The sequence below is a fragment of the Streptomyces sp. NPDC005423 genome (assembly GCF_040606415.1).
In the GTDB taxonomy this organism is placed as follows: Bacteria; Actinomycetota; Actinomycetes; order Streptomycetales; family Streptomycetaceae; genus Streptomyces.
Genome location: NZ_JBEXET010000057.1, coordinates 14702 through 35137 on the forward strand (window position 1 = coordinate 14702; position 20436 = coordinate 35137).

Genomic DNA, 20436 nt, shown 5'->3' on the forward strand with positions numbered 1-20436 from the left:
GTGCGCGCAGCCAGACATTTTTTCTTTTCGAGGAGCACACGATGGATTTTGCGGGCAAGAGCGTTCTGGTTACGGGTGCGGGGTCGCGAGGAGGTATCGGCGCCGCGACGGCGCACGCGTTCGCACGCGACGGAGCGTCGGTGGTGATCACTGGCCGCAACGCTGAGCGCGGGGCCGAGGTGGTGGACGACATCACCTCCGGCGGAGGAAAGGCCCGGTTCATCCTCGCTGATCTGAGTGATCTCGCCGACGTCGAGCGGTTGGCCGGGGAGGCGGGTGAAATCGACGTGCTGGTCAACAACGCGGCAAGCTACAGGGCCAGCATCAAGCCGACCCTCGACCAGGACAGCGAAGCGAACGCGGAGTCATGGGACACCAACGTGCGCGCCACCTTCGTCCTCAGCACACGACTCGTACGGGGGATGATCGAGCGGGGCGGCGGCAACATCATCAACATCAGCAGTATCGCCGCCGCGATCGCCATGCCGCACATGGCGACGTACGGAGCGCAGAAGGCGGCCGTCGAATCCTTCACCCGCAGTTGGGCCGCGGAGTGGGGCCCGCACGGCATACGCGTCAACGCGGTGGCTCCTGGGAACGTGAACAGCGACAACGTGGTGGACTTCATCGGCGCCGACCAGTTCACGACCTGGTCCGAGGTCAACCCCCTCAAGCGCAACGCCACGCCCGAAGAACTCGCCGAGGTCATCGCGTTCGTGGCGAGCGAGCGCGCGAGCTTCGTCACCGGCCAGGTGATCGTGGCCGACGGTGGCCGCCTCGCCGTCTGAGCGACGCGGCGACCACCGCCACTGCGGAAGGTCTCCGGCCGCCCGTCCGTGTGCGGCCGGAGACCGAACCGGGTCACGACGCCGACCACCGGCCGGGCCGACGACGCACCCGCCTCAGTTTTTCAGGGCGCGGCCCGTCCTTCCCGACGGTTTCGGCGGCCTTCACCGACTGGGAGTCAATGGCGGTGGCCGCTGCCCCGGGTGCCCGGCCCATCTCGCGGCGGATGCGTTTACAGAGCTGGTCACGGATCTGGCCTCCGGTGAAGCCGTAGTGCACCCACAGCCTTCTTCGTCGCTGGTGCCGGGACGGGGTGCCAGAACACTGGTCTTTAGACGGTGTCCTACATGGTCAGTTTGCGGAGCCGTTTGTAACAGCAGAGGGTTGCCGCCGGACAGGAACACGCGGCTGACGCCCGTGAGGTGCTGGCGCATCGTGTCGAGTTGCTCGAGGGTGGGTTCCGGCATCTGCAGAGTCTCGGAGCAGAACGAGCAGTCGAAGGCGCAGCGCTTGGTGACCTGCATGATGACGGACAGCGGTGTTGTGAGCCCGGCCGCCATGTCCGTGATGCTCGCGTCCGCGGCGCGTCGAAGCGCTGGCCGTTGAAGGCGTAGCCGATGCCTCCGCCAAGGTCTTTGTGTCGCTGCTGGGGCACGCTCGGGCTTCCGAGTTCGGTCATGTCCGTTGTCCTTCTGGTTGGTCGAATTCGAAAGTGGACTGCATGGCGCTGCGGGTGGGTTGTGCCTGTTCCTGTGTGGCATCGCCGTTGCGGGGCTGCACAGGGCTTCGTCCTCTGGGCCGCGGTCCGGCCAGGGGAACGGAGTGTGGGCCCTGCCGTTGAGGGTGGGGGAGCGTACCCGGCGGCAGAGAGCGGTCCCGTGCGCGGCGGTTGAAGGGGGTGCCCCGCCCGGAGGGGGCCGGGCGGGGCGCGTGCGGGACGGGTCAGGCCGTGACGGACCAGGACCCGCGCGAGAGGGTGAGGGTGCCGTCCGGGTCGATGCGCACCCGGGCGCCGTAGACCGGCAATCCTCCTTCGCGGTTGAGGCGGTTGCGGATGCGGTCGAGTGCGTCCCACAGGCGGCGCGGGCCGCCCTGGTGCACGGTGGGTGAGTCCAGGAAGCCGGTCGCGGTTGCGCGTGCCCACGAGCCGTCAGGGTGGAGCATCCACACGGTGCGTGTGTCCCCGGCGGTGGTGGTGCGGTGGTCGATTCCGGGCGCGATGAGTCCGAGCATCGACATCACCTCCCACGAGTCCGGCACGAACAGGAGCGGATACCGGTTCGTGGTGACGCTTTCTCCTTCGGCTTCCTTCACCTTCTCCCACAGCTGGTCTGTGGTGTGGTTGTAGTCGTCGCCGTGCCGGGTGCGCATGAAGCCGGCCGGGTCGGGGGCGATACGGCCGGTGGCGCCGCCGTCCTCGGCCTTGTCGGCGGTGACGATGAGTCCGGTTCCCGCGAGGGTGGTCACCAGCCGTCCCCCGGGCCGCAGGGCGGCCAGCCACGATGCGGGGAGGGGACGTACGGACACGGTGGACACGATCCGGTCGTACTCGCCCGGCAACTCCGCGGTGATGTCACAGACGGCCGTGCGGGGGTGCAGCCCGATGGAGTCGAGCCGGTCGCGGGCCGTCGCGACCAGATACGGGTCGACGTCCACGCTCGTGACCTGCTCATCGCCGACGCGCCGGCACATCAGGGCGGTGCCGTATCCGGTGCCGGTGGTCACCAGCACGCGGGAGTCGTCGGCGATCATCGCGTGCCGGTTCATGGTGACCACCAGGCCCGGCAACGTGGACGACGACGTGGGGCTGCCCGTCGTGACGGTGGCGCCCGGCGCGGCCTGGTCGGCGTGCGCCGGACCGATACGGGTCACCAGCGTGCGGTCGGCGTAGGCGGCCTCCATCCACGCCTCGGCATCGGCGGCGCCGTCGTGCAGCTGCCACGCCTGACTGGTGTGCGCCCACCAGCGGGGCACGAACACGTGCCGTGGCGTGGCGGCAAGAGGCCCATACCAGCGCGACTCGGGCCGCACCACCTCCGCCGCCAGGCGCCCCGCATGCATCTGCCAGTCCATACCGCCACCTCCTTCTAGTACGAGGGTTCGCAAGCTTCGGTCTCGGCCGGGGAGCAGTCCGAACCGTCGCTGTCAGGGTTGCAGCCCATGCCGGGCGAGGGCTGGCACGAGTCCTCGTCGGGTGTGCATCCGGCGCGCTGCCGGCGCGGGCGCGGGATGGACGCAGCGACTTGCGCCCACTGCTTTCCGTCCAGCACTGCCGCGAGTCCGCCCGGCCCTTTCACGTTCCCGGCGGGCAGGAACCTGCCCAGCACGCACGGGGCGACCGTGCCGTCCGGCAGAATCGCGGCCTTCCCGTCCGCGCACCCCCCGCACAGCTCCGACGTGGACGGGAGCGCCTCGGTGCGCGCCGCGTTGCCCACCGCGCGTTCGCGGTCGACGGTGACGCGGTCCACGCCGAGGGCTTCCATCTCGGAGCGGGCCTGCTCGGTGCGCTGTCCCTCGCGCATGCGGATGATGCCGACTTTGAGGCGGATGCCGCGCTCGACGGCCTCGACGATGGCGGCCCGGGTCCTGGTGTGGCTGCCAGCGCGGCCGGTCAGTTCGTCGTGCTCGGCAGCGTCGTCGGAGTAGTACGACGTCGCCAGGCTCACACCGGGCCGCTCGAACAACGCCCAGAGTGGAGGGCTGACCCGGTAGAGGTTGCTGAAGACCTGCACCCGCAGACCGGCATCCAGGGCATGCCCGACCAACTCGACGAAGTCGGGATGCATGGTCGCTTCCCCGCCGATGAATTGGGCCGTCTCCACGCCGAGCGCGGCGGCCTCGTCGATGACGCGTCGCCAGTCCCCGACGGTCATGGTGCCGTGCCCTTTCGTCGGCCCGGACTCCGCGTAGCAGTGAGAGCAGGAGAGCTGACAGCGGCCGGTGATCTCCAGCTCGATGAACGTCAGAGGTGCGGGTGTTACGGGTGCCTCGGGAGCGATCGTCATGGTGTGCCTTTCTTTCGGCCTGTTTCGTGGGTCCTGCCGCCGAGGGCAGGGGAGCGTCCCCGGCGGCAGGATGCTGGGCCCGTGCCGATAGCCCGCTGGAGCACTACAAGGCTCGGCGCACGGGAGGCAGCCGGACTCGCTAGTGCTTCTGGGCCACGGCAGGCGTCCTCTCTGTTGGTAAGTGGGCACGAGGGGAGGCTTGTTCGGGTTTCGGTCGGTCCGGAAGGTGCTCGTCCGTGACGGCGAAAACGAGGTGCAGCGAGTTCCCCGGATGCTCGGGAGTGCTCACGTCGTGCAGCATTCCTTGGGGGAGGACCAGCACGTCTCCGGGCCGCATGAGCAGCTCGACAGGCGCGCCGTCAGCCCTTGGCCAGATCTGCCACTGCTTCGCCCCGCGCATCTGAACGATCACGCCGAGCCAGTGGTCGTAGTGCGCGCCCAGGGTGCGATCCCCGGTCCGGGATTCGTAGGCGGTACAGACCACGCCGCGGCGCAGCATGCCAGCCAGGTGGAGTGAGGCGAGGCTGAACCACCCGTCGCTGCGGACGTCCAGGCTCTCGTAGACCCGTGTCCGTGGCCGTTCTTGATAGGCGCCGGCCGCCATGTCCAGGGCGGTGCTGCGCTGGAATTCCGGCCCGTCGACGAGGGCAACTGTCTGGGCAGGCAGTTTTTCGTCTGCCACCGGTAGGGACGCAGCTGCAACCCATTCGGTGTTAAACAGGCCCGGGACGTGGTTGTGGTGCTCGGGCATCAACTCGATCGACGGCAGAACGGCCGGCCCGAGTCGCGCGAGGAAGTCGGACGCCGTGAGAAGAGGCAGCCGCGCATCTGGTGGGGTCATGGCTATGACTGCCTACTGGTGGTTGTGGTTGTGGGTGCCGGCGGTGGGCGTAGTGGCTGAGGGCGTGACCTCGTCGTACTCCTGGTAGTAGTGGTCGCGGTCGAGCATCAAGCACGAACGCCCTTTCACGCCGTAGGCGTAGTGGCTGAGGGCGTCATCTCCCAGGCTGATCGCCTGGGTGTTGTGCAGAACGTCGCTGCTGGCGATCTCGGCCAGGTCTCGCGGGCGGAGCTCCACGACGCCTCGGATGGCGTCGACCTCCTGGACGAGGACCGTGCCGGCCCCAACCGGCAGTTCGCGAGGCGCGTACAGAAGCGCGAAGCCTTCGCCGACGGAATGCCGCTTCAGCACCTCGTTGAGTTCGCTGAGCAGGTCTGCCGTCTGTTGGACCAGGGTGGGAACTGCTGTGGTCATCGGATTCTCCCTTGCATGGTGCTGAGGTTGGCTCCGGGACGGGTGCTGCTTCCCCGGAGCGGGCGGGTTGTGCCTGTCCCTGTGCGGCACCGCCGTTGCGGGGCCGCACAGGGCTTCGTCCTCTGGGCCGCTGTCCGGCCCGGGGAACGAAGTGCGGGCCCTGCTGCCGAGGGCGGGGGAACGTACTCGGCGGCATGAAGCGGTCTTGTACGCGGCAGCTGAAAAAGTGCGCCGCGCCCAGGTGTCAGCTGGGCCGGAACCTTCTGAAGCGGGCCGGCCACTCGGCGAGGGCGGTGTCGTCGCTCTCGTGACGGTGGGAAGGAGGTGCGGGGTGCTCCAGACGCGGTTGAAGTGGTCCGATGCCCTCGGTCTTGATGATCTGGGCCACGCTGTCGGCAGCTGGAACGGTGGGTGATGCCTTTACGCGGCGTTGGTGCTCCCAGTCGCCGACGACGGGCAGGTGATCGGAGGTGCTTCGTGCCGCGGCTGTGTCGTGGGTGCGGTAGTCGCTTTCCCCCGGATCGAACCCGGCACCGGCCTTCCGCTGCCCGAGCCTGTGACCATCAGGCTGATATCCGCCCGCGCCTGGCGGAAGTCCAGGACCTTGCCAGCGATGGTCTCGATGCGCTCGCGGAGTTCATCGAATCTGCAGGAGGTTTCGTTGCGTACGACAACGCTGGACAAGTGCGTGCTGCTTTCGGGTGGAGGGAGGACGGGTCTCGGGAGGAATGGGGAGGTGGCGACGGGCAGTTCGAGGCCGCCGGGTGTATCGGCCCTCCCGGCGGGCTGGCCGGCCGGGAGGTGATGGTGGCGCGGTGTCCGGGGTCTGGGTGGGTTCGAGCCGGAGGGTCAGGCGGCGGGCCTGAGCGAGGGTGAGTTGGAGCGTCACCTGCTCGGAATCGTGGGCGCATGAGGGGCTGTTCTCGGTCCGAACCGCGGAGTCTCGGCGAGCTGGCGGCGCAGCCGTGCGGCCGGTACGTCGCTGCCCGGATGGTGGCGCGGCGACGGATCTCGTCCTTCCCGGAAGACCGGCGGGCAGGCCGGATGCCCGCGGCTCGGGGTTACGTGGCAGCGCGGAATGCGTTACGGGAGCTGAGCAGTGGTCTGGGCAGCAGTGGGTCGGCGCTCCAGGGGGCGAGCGGTTGCACGGTTTGCCGGTGCAGGGTCTCGATGAGTTTGTGCAGCGAGAGGTCATAGATGGTGAGGTCGTGGTCGCTGAGCCCGGACATGTCGATGACGTGGACGTTCTCGACGGCCTGCACGGTGAAGGGGTCCATGAAGTTGCGGTCGAGGCGCACGGCGCCTCCTTGATCGGGGCGGGCCCGTCCGGCAGTCGCAGCCATGGCGCCGAACTGTCCCTGATGGGCCGCCCAGCGAGCGGCATCGTGCATGCCGGTCGCGAACATGATGTCGTCGAAGTCCGTGTAGCTGCGCCAGGAGCCGTCGGGAAGCTGCTGGGCACGGTGCGAGCGATGGACCAGGTCCGTGACCGTGGGCCAGTCGATACCCCCGACCAGCTCGCCGAGCGGGCTGGGCGACTCGTTGGTGTCGCCGAGCAGCCAGCACGCCGCCCATAAGACTGCAGTGCCCTGGTCGGCTTTGACCTTGTCGACCAGGCCTGTCAGGTTGAAGGCCTCAGTCTGGCGGGCGGGCGGCGAGCAGTAGGAGTTGTGGAACACGGCCGTGATGATGGGGACACCTGGAGCCTTGTCCAGGCCCAGGGTGATCTGGGTCGGCGGCGTTCTGAATCCGGTGCGGTGGTGGCGCTGGGCGCGAAGACCGATGGTGAAGTGCCTTTCCCGTATGAAGGCGCCGGTCGGGTTGTTTCCCTCGCCCATGCCTCCGAGGAAGCAGCGCATTCCCAGGAGGTCCTGTGAGGCGTTGAACCGCCGCTTGGCGGCGGCAACTTCTTCTTCGGGGGCGTAGGGGTGAGTTTGGGCGTGCGGGAGTTCCGGCATGCCGATCCAGTCCGCGCCCAGATGGTTGAGGAAGGCGTAGCCCTCGTGCCACGCATCGGGGAGCAGCCCGGGCTTCGGCTCTCGGCCGCCGTTCTCCTTGAAGTTCCAGTTCACGAGACGAACTCGAGTGTCAGTTCGCAGTGTCACAATGACCTCCTGGTCGGCACGGGCGGGTTGGGGTTTTGGGGTTTGGGCCAGCTGCCCAGGTGCCTCTGGGTAGCTGGTGGCCTCGTTCCCCGAGTGGTCAGGCGGTGGGGAGCGGGGCGTCGGCGAGACGGTCGGCCCACGTTGCGGGACGGCGGAGTTCGCTGAGCGTCGGAAGGAGGGCTGGGGTGTTCCACACCTGGTTGAACACTTCCGGCCCCACCGCGAGCATGGCCTGCTCCACGCACCGCACCGCGCGTCGTAGCAGCCATGGCATCCACGCGAACTCAAGGACAGGTTCCAGCGCCGCCTGAAGGAGGTACGCCGGGGAGCGCTGAGGCCAGGAGCGCGGGGGTAACTGCCGCTGGATGGCTTCGGCGACCCAGTGCGCGTGTCCGTCGCTCAGCTGTCCGACCGCGTCGCGCCGATACGGGAAGGTGAGCGGCCAGTTGAGTACTGGGACGACGCGGCCCTGGCTGGCGGCGACTTGGAACTGCTCGGCCAGTAAGACCAGCAGCAGGTGGTCGAGATGGTCGGGGGCGTGCAGGAGGCCGCCGGCCTTCAGGCCTGGGACGGTGATCAGTGTTGTCGGTCGGCCGTAGGAATCAGCGGTGATCCTCCCTGGCCTGATGGCCCAGTCTCCTCGCCGCCACGCCCAGAGGATCGGGGGCGCTGCATGGTCTAGCTGTATGTGTTCGCGGTCTGTCAGGGACAGGTCGCGGGTGACGCGGAGCAGATGCCCTCGCGCGAAGTCGACATATTCTGCAATGAAGGCGGGCGTGTCCAAAAGCTGGAACGAAACCGCTTGGGGCGCGGGCAAGGAGCTGACCTTCGCCACCTGTGGCAGTGCCTCGGTAAGGAATGCGGTGATCCGATCGGCGAGTTCCGGGTGGGCGCTGGTCGCGTCGTGTACGCGGACGGGAACGGGGAGCATGGAAAATCTTCCAGTGAGTGGTGAACAGAAGGGAAAAATAGGGGCGGGCGGTCGCCGGGCGAGCCGCGGCAGCAGGTGGAACCGCCGGCCGGCACGGTCTACGGAGTGCGGCCGACCCCTCCGGAGATGTCCGCCGGCGCAGTGGAGAGGGAGGGATCGGGGCGCCACAGGGCGCACGGACCGATGCCTGGCCGGAGCACATCGAGTTCCTCGTAATAGCGGGCGAGCTGGTCGGGGCTGCGCAGGATGTACGGGGCGGCCCCGGAGCCGTTGTAGGCCTGCTGCGCCTTAACCAGGCCCGGGTCGCTGTTGATGCCGTCGTAGTGCGCGACGTAACTGCCACGGGGGAGCGCAGTTTTGAGGCGCCGGACGATCGCCACCGACTCGGCGTAGTCCGGGATGTGACCGAGGACGCCCATGAGGAGCAAGGCGACGGGCTGAGTGAAGTCCAGCGTCCGGCGAGCGGCGTGGAGGATCTCGTCCGGGTCGTGCAGGTCGGCGTTGATCGCCTTTGTGATGCCTTGGGCTGTGCCGTAGAGCAGCGTTTGTGCGTGCAGCACGCTGATCGGGTCGTTGTCGATGTAGACGATCGCGGCGTCCGGCGTGAACTGCTGCGCCACCTCATGGGTGTTGCGGGCCGCGGGCAGGCCTGCGCCGATGTCGAGGAACTGGCGGACGCCGCAGTCACGAGTGAGGTGAGTGACCGTCCGGATCAGGAAGTCACGGGATTGGCAGGCCATGTCCCTGACCTGGGGCGCACTGCTGAGAAGGGCTGCGGCCGCCATCTCGTCGACCGTGTAGTGGTCCTTGCCGCCCATCAGGCAGTTCCACACGCGGGCGGAGTGGGGGCGGCCAGTGTCGATGGACGTCGGCAGCGGCAGGTCCGACGGTGCATCGAAGAGCGGGGCAATCTGGGTGGCGCGCCGCGTCGGCGCGCCGAACGTTCGGCCAGCCTTGTGCTGGCCGGCGATGGGCCTGCTGCGCACCGCTTTCTGGGGAGAAGGAGCGGGAGGGGTGGTGGGGATGGTGGTCATGCGGCGGGGGTCCATGCCCTCTCTGCGGTGAAGTACTGGGACCACTCGATCTCCGGGATGTTGAGAGCGGCTTTGGAGAGGTGGATGCGCTGGAACTCGCCGGTGCCGGCGGGCGCGTAGGTGTGCTGGATGTCGCGCCACAGGCGCTGGAGCGTGTAGTCGCCGTCCAGGGCGTGTGCGCCGTGCAGTTCCATGCCGTCCTGGCCGGAGGTGCGAGCGAGCTCGTGGCCGGTGTGTTTGGCGCTGATGAGTTCGCTGTCGCAGGCGATGCCGCGGTCCAGGAGATGCACCGCGTGGTAGGCGCTGACCCGGGCTGTCTGGAGGCGGGCCTGCATGGCGCCGAGGCGGTCGCGGACGACCGGGAGATCGGACAGGCGGCCGCCGTAGCGGGGACGGCTGTCCAGCCACTGTGCGGTGGTCTCGACGAGAGCCTCGTGCAGGCCGAGGCTGACGGCGGTCAAGTTGGGGCGGCCGTAGAGCACACTGCTGCTCATCGCCACGTCGAAGCCTTGGCCGACCTCGCCCAGGACGTTGCCGGCCGGTACACGGACTCGCTCCAGGGCCAGGCGGCCGAGGGAGAAGCCGTGCAGTCCCAGACGCCTGCGGTGCGGGGCCAGGCTGACGCCCTTGCGGTCGTCTTCGACGAGGAACGCGGTCAAGGACTGCCTGATGGCGCATGTGGGCGGGGCGGTACGGGCGACGACAACATGGAGATTGGCTAGGTGGCTGTTGCCGATGTGCAGTTTCTCGCCGGTGATCACCCAGTGGTCGTCCGCAGGTTCGGCGACGGTCTCGATGCCGCCGATCCGGCCGCCGGCGTCCGGCTCGGTGACGGCGATCGACAGCAGGACGGAGCCGTCGGCGGCCCGGGGAAGCCACTTCCTCTTCTGCTCGACAGTGCCCCAGTGGTGAAGGGCGCCGATGGGAATCAGCCCGGCCTGGAGGATCGTGGCGGCTGCGGCCGAGACGGCCGCGACCCGGTGGATGAGCACCGTCTTGGCGACATGCCCGGCCGCCATCCCTCCGTACTGAACGGGGAGGGTGACCCCGAACCAACCCTGCGCGGCCATGAGGTGAGCGGCTTTGCGTTCGACCTTGTGCGCGGCAGCCTCCATCGGCCCTACACGGGAGGCGATCTGGTAGATGGCGAAGTTCTCCGCCTCACACCACAAGCGGTGATGGGTGGGCGTGAGGTAGGGGATGAGTGCGGTGGGTGGTGTGTCGGGCATGTCGTCGTCCCTCTCCAAAAAGTGGGGTCGCAACAAGGCAGGCGCGGCCGGATCCCGGACGGCGGGGGTGATGGGTGGGGGTGGCGAGGCGGAGCTCAGTGCGGATGCGCGCCAGTGAAGGTGTTCAGGACCTCCGCGCCGGCCTCTTTGACCAGGTCGAGCAGGCGGCGGGCGTCGCTCAGAGGGCGGGGCTCGGGGTCGATGACGCACACGGTGCCCCAGGCGACGCCGCTCTGGCCGTCGAGGAGCGGAACACCGAAGTAGGACCGGATGCCGACTGCGTCGACGACGTGGTTGCCGGCGAAGCGGGGGTGGACACGCACGTCGGGCAGGGGCAGGCCCTTCTTGCGGCGGATCACTTCAGGGCACCAGCCATGCTGGCGGCTCATGGTCCGGCCGACCGTGACGAATCCGCAGTTGGCGGGCGGCTGGTGCAGGCCGATGAAGGTCTGCGTGCTGTCGATCACAGGGTTGACGAAGGCGTAGGCGAAGCCGGTCTTCCCGCCCAGCTCGCGGGCGATCTCGTCCATCAGCTCGGTCGGTCCGGTCGGTACGCCCAACCGCCGGAGCACATCTTGGCGGGCCCGATCCTCGGCCATCAGCCGCGCCAGGTGCCCGCTGATGGCCGGTGTCTGCAGTGCCCCGGCTGGAGGTACGACGACGTCGGGCGGGAGCGGTGTTCTGAGCTGTAACGCCGGGGCCGACGGGATGAACGGTGGGGGAGTAAAGGGTGGGTGAGAGGTCATCAGGCTTCCAGGAGAGTCGAGGCGACGAAACGGGCAAGGGCGTGGCTGACGAGAGTGATCAGGGCTGCAGCGACCTGGGGCGTCTGGCGGGCGTCGAGGGTCATCACGGGGACGGTGTGGGGGTCTAGTCCGAGGGCCTGGAGGACGTCGGCCGGGTTGTGTTCGTAGGAGCCGTTGAAGTGGTTGATCGCGATGATGAACGGCAGGCCGATCTGTTCGCAGAAGGTGACCGAAGGAAAGCTGGTGTCCAGACGGCGGGTGTCGACCAGGATCACGGCGCCCACGGCTCCGTCGCAGATGTCGTACCAGAACGGAGAGAAGCGCTCCTGTCCGGGCATACCGAACAGCATCAACTCGACAGGGAACTGTGGGTCGGGGAGGGTTTTGCGGCCGAAGTCGAAAGCGACCGTCGTGGTCGTCTTGGCCTCCACCCCGGTGAGGCTGTCGACGCTCTCGCCGGCCTCGGTCAGCTCAGCCTCGGTGGTCAGCGGCTCGATCTCGCTGACCGAACGCACGGCAGTCGTCTTGCCGGCCCCGAATCCTCCCGCGAACAGGACCTTGAAACGTGTATGGGTCATCGGTCAGCCTGCCCTCATGAATGACTCTGCATCAGGCCACATCCGTCGCATGGAAGCGCCGACTGCGGCGAGGAACTGCGCGTCGTCTCCCACGGTGCCGCGGGGCACCACCAGGGCCTGGGCGTTCACGAGATCACCGAGCAGGACGCGGGTCAGGGTGAGATTGCGCTGGATGGTGCCGGCGATCTCCGCGACCGATCTCGGCCGTGCCCGGCACAGGGTGAGGATCTGGCCGCACTCCTGTGGCTGCCCCGGTGCCAGCCGTCCGGGGCCCGCCTCCAGCACGGTGTCCACGCCCAGCATGTGGTCTGGCCGGGTGCGTCCCCCGGTCATCAGGTAGAGCCTGACGAACCCGGACTCGTCCCTGTCCGCAGGACGCCGCGGGCCGGGAACCCTCACGCCTCGGCCCCGGGAACGACGCGGACCGGGATCTGCATGTACGGCGCGAACTGGTTGATGAGCCTGCTCATCTCGAAGCCCACGTTGGAGAGGTGGGCGTTCGGGTCGGCGATCACGCACAGCAGGGTGTCGACCCGGTTCGGTTTCCCGAGGCCATTGTGGTTCTTGAAGTGGGTGCTGCTGCCTGCGTTCTGGACGAAGATGAAGCAGTCGCCACGCTCGATGATGATCTGCTGTGGAACCACGAGCTGACATGTCGGGCCGCTGATGCCGGCTCCCAGACTGGCGAGGCCGGAGACCGCGGCGGCCAGCCCATCGGCCCAGTCTTTCTCCGTGTTGCCGAACAGGAGGGCCATGCCGTCCTTCGAAACCAGGATCGCGTGCGTGACCCCGGGGACGTCGTCCGTGAACCGCGCGATCAGCCAGTCCATGGCTGACAGGGGACTCTCGGGATCCGGGATGCTGGCAGTACCGGTCGGGCGGTCGGTGGACATCATCATGAAGCTCCAGGCGTAGTCACGGTGGGGGTGCGTCAGGAGGAGATCGGGGACTGGCCAGACGAGCAGGTCTGTTCCGCGTCCAGGTCAAAGCCGGAACGGAAGGCGGCAGCCAGGTCGGGGGAGGCCACCGCTGCCGAGCCCTGGGGCCGCTCCTGTGAAGCAATGCGGTCCCAGCCTCTTTCCGGATTACGGCGGGGAAGGCGCGGCGGCCCCCCGTCAGCCCGCTCGGCCGCCACAGAAGCACTCGAAGGCGCCGATCTGCCCTGGAACGCGGGGCTGGTCGCGGGTCGCTGCAGACGAGCCGGCTGTACAGGAGGCGCGTCCCGGACCTCGGGACCATCCACATCGATCGGAACGAGGAGCCTGCCCGGAACGACGACGAGAGCCGTGGTGCCACCCATCGAGTTCTCAACCAACTCCACCGACAGGCCGTGCCGTTGCGCTATCTTCGCCGCCGTCAGGAGACCGATCTGGCCCGCACGCACCTGGGCCCCGACGTCCACCGTGTCCGGCTCGGCGAGCAGCTGGTTGAGCCGCGCCCGGACCGACGGCTCAATCCGCAACGCACGGTCGACGACCTCGATGGCCAGCCCCTTGGGTACCTCCTGCGCCCGAACCTGCACCTTCGTGTCCGGAGGGGAGAAAACAAGCCCGTTCTCGATCAGCTCGGCCAGCAGATGCGAGAGCTCGGGGCCAGCATGCTTGGCGAAGCCGAACCTGAAACCCACCTCGCCCGGCGCTGCCTCCACCCGCGCGTAATCGACGACTTCAGCGACCGATCCACGGATCACGGCCGAAAGTGACGCCTCGCTGCTGGTCGCCCGCAGCGACTGCCCCCCCAGTACTGCCATGCTTTCGATGTGGCGCCGCACCCGCGTCACCAGGTGATCAATCCTGAAAGTACGGTCAAGCAGTTCCGGATCGTCGGTCTGGCCCTCAAGCTCGCTGAGCCCGGCAAGCGCCCTTTCCACCAGCGCGTGCTCGCGCTGTGCAAGACATCGCAGGACATCCAACAGCACCGCCGGCTGCGAGTCGGTATGCACGGAGATCAGAGCGTTGACGATCTGCACTTTCAGCTGTGCCAGCTGCCACTCCAGGGAGGACATGGGGTCGCCGGGCCGGGGGGAGGGGTCCCTCTGCACGGCCACACTCCCACCGCGGCGCAGTTCCTCGGTCGCCCCCAGCGCGGCCTTCTGCGCAGCATGGATCGCATCCGCAAGCCGCAGCTGTCGCTGCTCAGTGACCTGCGCAGCCCGCTCCTCGGTCCTACGCTCAACCTCCGAGGCCGCAGAGCGTGCTCGGCTGCGGGCCACATACCAGCTCACGGCGAGACCACAGCCGAGCACGCCCAGGAGGGACCCGGTCGGAATGTGCATCGTCCACCGGCCGACAGCGGCGGCGCTCAGTAACGAGACGTGAGTGATCAGCGGTGTGGTGGTTGCTTTCCGAATCGGGTCATGGACTTGGGGGTCGATTCGGTCCGGGCATCGTGCTCTGTGTCGGCGGTGGGTGCCAGGGGGAGCGGGGGACACGCCGTCAGACATGGGAGGGATCCTCAACATCTGGTTTGGATAGAAGGGAGCGGAAACAACGGGTGATCGGTACTTGGACGCGCCGCACATCACGTGGGGGGAAGTACGGCCTGTACGGTCTTGCCGCTGCCGTCCTCTGCGGGGCGCCAGGCGAGACGCCCGTGGTAATGGAGAGCCCATTCCAGACCGTTGAGCGGGGGGCCGCCATTCAGGTCCCGCCCTGTTGCCTTGCCAAAGTTTGGGAACCCCGGGCCGGCGTCGTCGACCTCGATAACCAGCTCGTCGGTAGCCTTCAGGCACATCAGCCGCAGTCGGACTACGTTGCCATCGAACGGCTTTCCATGCCGGGCCGCGTTGTCCATCAGCGCACCGCACACGCGCGCCGCCGCGTCGGTGTTCCCCGGCCAGCCGGCCTTTCTCAGGCGAGGGTGGACCTGGATCCGGGTATCGCTGCCGATACTCTCCACTGCGTTCAGCACCCCCTCCCACCGAAGGGGCAGTTCCTCACCCGTGGGAACGACCAGGAACTCGTGCAGGCCGGCGCCGGGTTCGGGTCGAGCGGCTTCACTCTGGTACGTGGACGGCATCAGGCTGATCTCCGATGGGAGCGTGAGTTGCGGAGGGGAGAGGACGCACCAGGTGGTCGTGCCGTCATCGCTGACGCCCCAGGACTCGGCCATCGCATCGACGAGGAAGAGGCCGCGACCGCTCTCGTCGGCAAGGCCGGCGTGACGCAGCACCGGGCGGTTGAACGAACCGTCTCTGACCTCGATCACGCACTGTGCCCCCCGGAAGTAGAGGCGGACACCGATGTCGTCTCCGTGCGCGTGGCGCAGAGCGTTGGTCACGAGTTCGGAGAGCAGTAAGGCAACGACGTCACTGAGGCATGAACGGCCCCAGTGGCGGAGGGCGGCACGGGCGATGCGCCGGAGGCGGGCGGGCCAGACAGCATTCACAGGGGAGAGGTCACCAAAGTCCGGATCCGGGCAGCGTGCAATGGATACCTCGAAACCTCGCTGGTCACAGCACTTCTGCGTTGGGGGTGCAGATGTCATGTGAAGGACCCCCGAGCGTCTGATAGGCGCACATACAACTGGGGTCGGCTCGTCAGTTGTTCCACTCCGTCACGATCGACAGCGCAACCAGCACCACGTAGAGGGTGCACACCTAGGGGGGACTGATTGAACTTGTAGCCGTGTTGAGGGAGATGCTTCAGTACGGCATCGTCACGCCACCTGTGTGTCCTCCCGGGATCTACGTGCAGTACTGGGAGTCGACGAGTGATCGGGTGGGGCGACCGCACGCCAGAATCAGAGGCGGTGCTGTGGGCTGTAGGACTCACGACAGTCAATTGGAACTTCCTACCTTGCGGTTCCACAGCTGAAATGATGAGTCTGACTCCTGCCTCAAGCTCGCAGCGCGAGCGCCAGACGGCAAGATGGCTTGTCACACCGTTGGTTGTCGTCGCGGGTTGCCTTATCTCCGCATCTCGCGCGACCAGGACAAGATGAACAGGTGAGGGCTCAAACACCACAATCCCTTCCGAAGCCGCGTCGGCGGACCTTGCCTTCAAGTCGCTGCTTGATCTGCTGCGGCCGTGGCACGAGTTTGACGGCGGTGTAGATCGCCATGCATCGCCGTGGCGATATCGCTACAGCGATATCGATCTGGGCATAGTCTGTGACCAGAAGTAAGAACGACCTATCTCGGTACGACAGGTGCTGCTGTGAAGATGCCGATTCGTGTGTGCGGTAAATGCGGGAACATGCTGAGCCAGTACAACCCGGACCCCGTGTGTGGGCCGTGCTCGCGAACAAGTACTGCGGCCACGGTGCCCGACCGCGCATGGCGCGACGAGCAGGTGCAACGATCCCTTGCTGCCTGGGAGTTCGGAGATTTAATGCGCTTGCTGCGCCGGCGGGCAGGGTTGTCCCAGATGGATGTACGTGCCCTGACTGGGTTCACTCAGTCGTACATTTCGGACCTTGAGAACGGCCGCAAGCAGCTAGGAGGCCGCGACTCCATCATCGGCTTACTCAACGGTATGGGCCTCCCCTCAGACTTGCGGCCGCTTCTTTTGACGCCCCTTGTGGAGCGGGACCGGACAGCGGCTTCCGACGCACTGGATCCTGCGATGCCGTGGACGGCGGATCGTATGGTGACGTCACTTGAAGCCGTTGTCGGAGGTCCCATGAAGCGTCGACGTGTACTGACCGCCTTGAGCGGAGCCGCTCTCACTCAATACGTCCTACAATCGGCCATCGCCCCTACAGAGGCGCTGGCCCTGGGCGCGCGAGATGGAACACGGGTGACCAATCCACTCCTCACATCCCTACAAACCACCACAAACACACTGAGGCAGTTGGATGCGAGCAGTGGCAGCGGGACTCTGGCCGGAACGGCCAAGCAACATTTGCAGGTCCTGCTGGGGCTCATGAAGACTGGAACCTATGACGAGCGGACGGGGCGACAGCTCGCGGCGGTAACGGCTGACACGGCCATCCAGACCGGCTGGTATACGTTTGATGGCGGTCAACATGAAGAGGCTCAACGGTTGTTCCTTGGCGCGCTGCGTGCAGCGCACGCATCTACGGACTCAAGGCTCCGCGCCGGTGCACTCTCATTCCTTGCCATTCACGGCTATTCGGTCGGCGACCCTCGCCATGCGGTCGCCGCTGCCAGGACAGCACGCCAGAGCATCAATGATCAGGACGCCCCGGCGCTACATGCGATGCTCCTCACGCGACAAGCCCGGGGGCACGCGCGGCTCCACGAGGGGCGACACGCGCTGGCTGCCCTTGAGGAAGCGGAAACGCTGTGCGCCGTAGGGCCTGGCGAGGACGACCCGCACTGGCTGTACTGGATTAACACTGGTGAAATTTTGGGCCAGCGAGGCAGTTGCTTTCTCGAACTGGGACGTCCCGCTGCCGCGGCCAACGCCTTCGCTGCAGCTCGCGGTGTGCTGCGTCGAGATGAAACGCGCACGAGGGCTCAGTTTCTGTCCCGTGCTGCAACAGCGCAGATGCGAGCGGGCGATGTCGACGCCGGCTGTGCTACCGGACAGGAAGTACTTACTATGGTGGATGGGATTCAGTCCGCTCGTCTCGATGAACATCTACGCACGATGTTGCGTGAAGCTCGTCAGTTTGAGAGCGCGGCGCCCGTCCGCCCGCTCCTCGAACGAGGCGAAGCACTCCTTAAGGGCCGGTCGTCGGCATGATTTTGGTTCTCTGGGATATCGACCGGACACTGCTCTACGTCGGTGACACTGATCGTTTGGTCTATCGCGAAGTGTTCCGCGAAGTAGTCGGCCGTGACGCGCTACAACTCCCTGCCAGAGGGACCGGCGTCACCATGCCGCTTGCAGTGCGAGCGCTCCTATCATCCAACGGAGTGCCCGATTCGGAGGCTGATCACTTTGCGCACCTGATGGTTGACCGCTTGCCCGAACGGCTAAATCGGCATCGCGTGGAAATGCGTCACGAGGGCCACCTTATGCCTGGAGCTGTCGAGGCCCTTGTTGCTGTGCGCCAGTCAAGACTGCTCGTGCCAACGATCGTCACCGGCAACCTTAAAGCAAGCGCGGAAATAAAGCTATCCGCATTCTCTCTAACTGACTACGTTGACATTTCCGTCGGAGGGTACGCGTCCGACGACTCTTATCGGCCTGCCCTGGTTGGGATTGCCCAACGAAGAGCCAAGGCGACGTACCACTATCCCTTTAGTCGCGAGAATACCGTGATTATTGGTGACTCCCTTCAGGACGTCCGCACTGGACGGGAGGGAGGCGCCAAAGTCATCGGCGTGGCTTCCGGAACGACGTCGGCTGAGCGTTTGGCCGCCGAAGGGGCTGATCGCGTCATACGGGATCTCACGGACGCGGGACGAACCGTACAAATGATCCATGAAGTCGCAGGTCGTACTTTGGCGTAGGGGCCAAACCGCTGCCTGTGCCTCTACGGTTCGCATCCCAGGTTGATCGCTGGTCCACCCCTCACCCCAGGTCTGACCGCGGTACCCACCGCCACCCCGATCCTTCCATGCTGTGATCCCGGCTTGATCAACGGCCACTGCCCATGCGCAAATCGCTCCGGTACGGCTGCCTTTTTACTCACCCTGCCACCCCAACAGGCCACGGCCATGGATGTCCTTTGACAGGGAAGTCAGTCGCTCGGCTTACGCTGACCTGCGTCGACTGAGTTGGGTGGCAAGCGATCACGGCCCGGCTGACAGGGGAAGGGCCCCCACCGCTGAGTCGGGCCGCCGTCAGACGTGTCAGGCGGGAGGCGGAGCGTGGCGACGGCCCCGCCGTCGGGCGCGTTGGCGAAGGACAGCGACGCCCCGATGACCTGGGCCTGGCCGAGCGCGATGGTCAGCCCGAGGCCGTGGCCGCGGCCGCGTTCGGACGCGCCGGTGCGGAACCGTTGGGGTCCGTCGGCGAGCAGCCGGCGGGGGAAGCCCGGGCCGTGGTCCCGTACGGTGACGCAGGTCCCCGCCACGTGGACCTCGACGGGTGCGCGACCGTGCCGGTGGGCGTTGACGACCAGGTTGGTGACGATCCTGTCGAGCCGACGCGGGTCGGTCTGGGTGGTCAGGGTGCCGGACGCGGTGAGCTGTGTCTGCAGCCCGGTGCGCCGTACGGATTCCGTCACCAGTTCGCCGAGCGGTACCGGCTGGGTGTCGGCCTGTTCGGCGCCCGCGTCGAGCCGGGAGATCTCCAGCAGGTTCTCCACCAGGGTCCGCAGCACCCTCACCCGGTCCCTGACCAGATCCGCGGCCTCCCCCTCGGGGAGCAGCCCGCTCGCGGTGACCAGCCCCATCAGCGGGGTGCGCAGTTCGTGGGCGACGTCGGCGGTGAAGTGCTGCTCGGCCAGGAGCCGCCCGAGCAGGCTGTCAGCCATCGAATCGACGGTGGCGGAGATCTCGGCGAGCTCGTCGCTGCCGCGGCCGGCCCCGGTCCTGGCGGCCAGGTCACCGGACGTGATCCGGCGTGCGGTCCGCGCCACCCGCCGCAGTCTGCGGTTGGGCAGTTCCGCGGCGAGCGCCGACAGCGGTACGACGATGGCCAGCGCGGCCAGGGAGTACTTCCACATGTGCCGGTCCAGGGCCCGCCGGGTGAGCAGGTCGGGCGTCATGTCGACCTCCACCGCCACGGGGCTGCCTCGGTACGTCTGTGCCGCCCACATCGAGGGGTGGTCCCCAGGGCCGTCACCGTCGTACCAGGTGGCATACCCGTCCCTTAGCCCCTGCGGGCCGCGGAGGCGGCGCAACAGTTCAACGGGCATGGCCCCGGGCGACATCCGGAGCGAGTCGGGCAAGGTGGCGTCCCGTTCGTGGTCCTGCAGGTCTCGGGACAGCTGCGTCACGGCCTTGGCCCTGCCGTCGTTCAGGGACCGGGCCAGGGTGCTGCGGTGGACCAGCACGCCGACGGTCAGCGCGATGGCGCAGCAGGCCACGGCGACAAGCACAGCGATCTTCCAGCGCAGTGAACGCCAGTTCAGCAGGTCGCGCCGGATGCCCACGTCAGCGCCGCAACTTGTAGCCGAAGCCGCGGACGGTCTGGATCCGCTCGGCCCCGATCTTCTTCCGCAGCCGCTGGACGCACAGGTCGACCACACGGCTGTCGCCGTCCCAGCCGTAGTCCCACACGTTGCGCAGCAGCGTGTGCCGGTCCAGAACGACGCCGGGCTTAGCGGCGAACTCCAGCAGGAGCCGCAGCTCGGTGGGGGCCAGCGCGACCGGTTCGCCCGCCCGGAACACGTCGAGGCTGGCGGTGTCGATGGTCAGGTCGCCGAAGACCAGCGGGGCGCGCTCGCCCGGGCGACCGGAATCCTCCGGCCGTGCCGCACCGCCCACCGGTTCGTTCGGGGGGTGGTGCGGCACGGCCGGGGCAGTGGCGGGGTTGAAGTTCGCCCGCCGCAACAGCGAGCGGATCCGGGCCACCAGCACCGCGGTGTCGACGGGTTTGACCACGTAGTCGTCGGCGCCCGCCTCCAGGCCGGAGACCACGTCCAGGGCGTCGCCGCGCGCGGACATCATCAGGATCGGTTCCATGCTGGTCTCCCTGACTCGGCGGCACAGCCCGATGCCGTCGAGGGCGGGCAGCATCACGTCCAGCAGCAGCAGGTCGTGGCGGCCCTCCCGGAACAGTTCGAGTCCGGTCAGGCCGTCACCGGCAGAGGTGACACCGTAGCCGTAGCGCTCCAGTGCCAAGGTGACCGATCTGCGGATCACTTCGTCGTCCTCCACGAGCAGGATCGCCGCGGTCACCAGGGTGGTTCCCCCGGGCACTGGATCCGACATCTCTCCCCATCGGACGAAGTTGCTGGAGGTCCA

The 20436-nt window shown here is 67.3% G+C and carries 19 protein-coding genes and 1 pseudogene; 3 read left to right on the plus strand and 17 right to left on the minus strand.

Going from position 1 to position 20436, the window contains the following annotated elements:
- Positions 1-41 precede the first annotated feature (41 nt).
- The gene (locus ABZT12_RS35170) at positions 42-788 is read left to right on the plus strand and encodes an SDR family oxidoreductase (protein WP_356392549.1); all 747 of its coding nucleotides are present in this window, start codon (positions 42-44) and stop codon (positions 786-788) included.
- Positions 789-924: 136 nt separating this feature from the next.
- Here ABZT12_RS35170 and ABZT12_RS35175 read toward each other — a convergent pair.
- The 15 genes and pseudogenes from ABZT12_RS35175 to ABZT12_RS35245 form a co-directional block, all read right to left on the minus strand.
- A pseudogene (locus ABZT12_RS35175) lies at positions 925-1044 on the minus strand (IS5/IS1182 family transposase); the annotation flags it as partial.
- Positions 1045-1728: 684 nt separating this feature from the next.
- The gene (locus tag ABZT12_RS35180) at positions 1729-2859 is read right to left on the minus strand and encodes a methyltransferase domain-containing protein (RefSeq protein WP_356392552.1); all 1131 of its coding nucleotides are present in this window, start codon (positions 2857-2859) and stop codon (positions 1729-1731) included.
- A 14-nt stretch (positions 2860-2873) separates the two neighbouring features.
- The gene (locus ABZT12_RS35185; protein WP_356392555.1) at positions 2874-3791 is read right to left on the minus strand and encodes a radical SAM protein; all 918 of its coding nucleotides are present in this window, start codon (positions 3789-3791) and stop codon (positions 2874-2876) included.
- 139 nt (positions 3792-3930) lie between these two features.
- Positions 3931-4632 carry a cupin domain-containing protein gene (locus ABZT12_RS35190; protein WP_356392559.1) on the minus strand — a complete coding sequence of 234 codons (702 nt, stop codon included), beginning with the start codon at positions 4630-4632 and terminating at the stop codon, positions 3931-3933.
- 12 nt (positions 4633-4644) lie between these two features.
- Positions 4645-5046 carry a hypothetical protein gene (locus ABZT12_RS35195; protein WP_356392563.1) on the minus strand — a complete coding sequence of 134 codons (402 nt, stop codon included), beginning with the start codon at positions 5044-5046 and terminating at the stop codon, positions 4645-4647.
- A gap of 1061 nt (positions 5047-6107) precedes the next feature.
- Complete coding sequence (locus ABZT12_RS35200; protein WP_356392565.1) at positions 6108-7118, minus strand: hypothetical protein; 1011 nt, start codon at positions 7116-7118, stop codon at positions 6108-6110.
- Between the two features lie 130 nt (positions 7119-7248).
- On the minus strand, positions 7249-8082 hold the full coding sequence (locus ABZT12_RS35205; protein WP_356392568.1) for a zinc-dependent metalloprotease: 834 nt from the start codon (positions 8080-8082) through the stop codon (positions 7249-7251).
- Positions 8083-8180: 98 nt separating this feature from the next.
- Positions 8181-9116 (minus strand): SAM-dependent methyltransferase, encoded by a 936-nt coding sequence (locus tag ABZT12_RS35210; RefSeq protein WP_356392571.1) that lies wholly within the window; start codon positions 9114-9116, stop codon positions 8181-8183.
- Positions 9113-10345 carry an acyl-CoA dehydrogenase family protein gene (locus ABZT12_RS35215; RefSeq protein WP_356392574.1) on the minus strand — a complete coding sequence of 411 codons (1233 nt, stop codon included), beginning with the start codon at positions 10343-10345 and terminating at the stop codon, positions 9113-9115. Before ABZT12_RS35215 ends, ABZT12_RS35210 begins: the two co-directional genes overlap by 4 nt.
- A gap of 95 nt (positions 10346-10440) precedes the next feature.
- Entirely contained in the window at positions 10441-10905 is a 465-nt protein-coding gene (locus tag ABZT12_RS35220; protein ID WP_356392577.1) for a GAF domain-containing protein, read from the minus strand.
- Between the two features lie 185 nt (positions 10906-11090).
- Positions 11091-11669 (minus strand): ATP/GTP-binding protein, encoded by a 579-nt coding sequence (locus ABZT12_RS35225; RefSeq protein ID WP_356392580.1) that lies wholly within the window; start codon positions 11667-11669, stop codon positions 11091-11093.
- A gap of 3 nt (positions 11670-11672) precedes the next feature.
- Positions 11673-12068, minus strand: coding sequence for a DUF742 domain-containing protein (locus ABZT12_RS35230; RefSeq protein WP_356392583.1), 396 nt, complete (start codon positions 12066-12068; stop codon positions 11673-11675).
- Positions 12065-12568 (minus strand): roadblock/LC7 domain-containing protein, encoded by a 504-nt coding sequence (locus ABZT12_RS35235; RefSeq protein ID WP_356392585.1) that lies wholly within the window; start codon positions 12566-12568, stop codon positions 12065-12067. Before ABZT12_RS35235 ends, ABZT12_RS35230 begins: the two co-directional genes overlap by 4 nt.
- Before the next feature lie 32 nt (positions 12569-12600).
- Positions 12601-13893, minus strand: a complete 1293-nt coding sequence (locus tag ABZT12_RS35240) for an ATP-binding protein (RefSeq protein ID WP_356392588.1) — start codon at positions 13891-13893, stop codon at positions 12601-12603.
- A gap of 296 nt (positions 13894-14189) precedes the next feature.
- Positions 14190-15155, minus strand: a complete 966-nt coding sequence (locus ABZT12_RS35245; RefSeq protein WP_356392591.1) for an ATP-binding protein — start codon at positions 15153-15155, stop codon at positions 14190-14192.
- Positions 15156-15931: 776 nt separating this feature from the next.
- Between ABZT12_RS35245 and ABZT12_RS35250 the strand changes: the two genes are divergently transcribed.
- Positions 15932-17320 carry a helix-turn-helix transcriptional regulator gene (locus ABZT12_RS35250; protein WP_356392594.1) on the plus strand — a complete coding sequence of 463 codons (1389 nt, stop codon included), beginning with the start codon at positions 15932-15934 and terminating at the stop codon, positions 17318-17320.
- On the plus strand, positions 17317-18033 hold the full coding sequence (locus ABZT12_RS35255; protein WP_356392597.1) for an HAD hydrolase-like protein: 717 nt from the start codon (positions 17317-17319) through the stop codon (positions 18031-18033). Before ABZT12_RS35250 ends, ABZT12_RS35255 begins: the two co-directional genes overlap by 4 nt.
- 230 nt (positions 18034-18263) lie before the next feature.
- Here ABZT12_RS35255 and ABZT12_RS35260 read toward each other — a convergent pair whose 3' ends face one another.
- Both ABZT12_RS35260 and cseB read right to left on the minus strand, forming a co-directional pair.
- On the minus strand, positions 18264-19622 hold the full coding sequence (locus ABZT12_RS35260) for a HAMP domain-containing sensor histidine kinase (protein WP_356392600.1): 1359 nt from the start codon (positions 19620-19622) through the stop codon (positions 18264-18266).
- A 1-nt stretch (position 19623) separates the two neighbouring features.
- Positions 19624-20403, minus strand: coding sequence for a two-component system response regulator CseB (gene cseB / locus ABZT12_RS35265; RefSeq protein WP_356392603.1), 780 nt, complete (start codon positions 20401-20403; stop codon positions 19624-19626).
- Positions 20404-20436: the final 33 nt, after the last annotated feature.

What these genes read in the sequence shown, in the direction of transcription:
- ABZT12_RS35170 (WP_356392549.1), top strand. Translation starts at nt 42, where the DNA reads ATGGATTTTGCGGGCAAGAGCGTTCTGGTTACGGGTGCGGGGTCGCGA.
- ABZT12_RS35180 (WP_356392552.1), bottom strand. Translation starts at nt 2,859, where the DNA reads ATGGACTGGCAGATGCATGCGGGGCGCCTGGCGGCGGAGGTGGTGCGG.
- ABZT12_RS35185 (WP_356392555.1), bottom strand. Translation starts at nt 3,791, where the DNA reads ATGACGATCGCTCCCGAGGCACCCGTAACACCCGCACCTCTGACGTTC.
- ABZT12_RS35190 (WP_356392559.1), bottom strand. Translation starts at nt 4,632, where the DNA reads ATGACCCCACCAGATGCGCGGCTGCCTCTTCTCACGGCGTCCGACTTC.
- ABZT12_RS35195 (WP_356392563.1), bottom strand. Translation starts at nt 5,046, where the DNA reads ATGACCACAGCAGTTCCCACCCTGGTCCAACAGACGGCAGACCTGCTC.
- ABZT12_RS35205 (WP_356392568.1), bottom strand. Translation starts at nt 8,082, where the DNA reads ATGCTCCCCGTTCCCGTCCGCGTACACGACGCGACCAGCGCCCACCCG.
- ABZT12_RS35210 (WP_356392571.1), bottom strand. Translation starts at nt 9,116, where the DNA reads ATGACCACCATCCCCACCACCCCTCCCGCTCCTTCTCCCCAGAAAGCG.
- ABZT12_RS35215 (WP_356392574.1), bottom strand. Translation starts at nt 10,345, where the DNA reads ATGCCCGACACACCACCCACCGCACTCATCCCCTACCTCACGCCCACC.
- ABZT12_RS35225 (WP_356392580.1), bottom strand. Translation starts at nt 11,669, where the DNA reads ATGACCCATACACGTTTCAAGGTCCTGTTCGCGGGAGGATTCGGGGCC.
- ABZT12_RS35235 (WP_356392585.1), bottom strand. Translation starts at nt 12,568, where the DNA reads ATGATGATGTCCACCGACCGCCCGACCGGTACTGCCAGCATCCCGGAT.
- ABZT12_RS35245 (WP_356392591.1), bottom strand. Translation starts at nt 15,155, where the DNA reads ATGACATCTGCACCCCCAACGCAGAAGTGCTGTGACCAGCGAGGTTTC.
- ABZT12_RS35255 (WP_356392597.1), top strand. Translation starts at nt 17,317, where the DNA reads ATGATTTTGGTTCTCTGGGATATCGACCGGACACTGCTCTACGTCGGT.
- cseB (WP_356392603.1), bottom strand. Translation starts at nt 20,403, where the DNA reads ATGTCGGATCCAGTGCCCGGGGGAACCACCCTGGTGACCGCGGCGATC.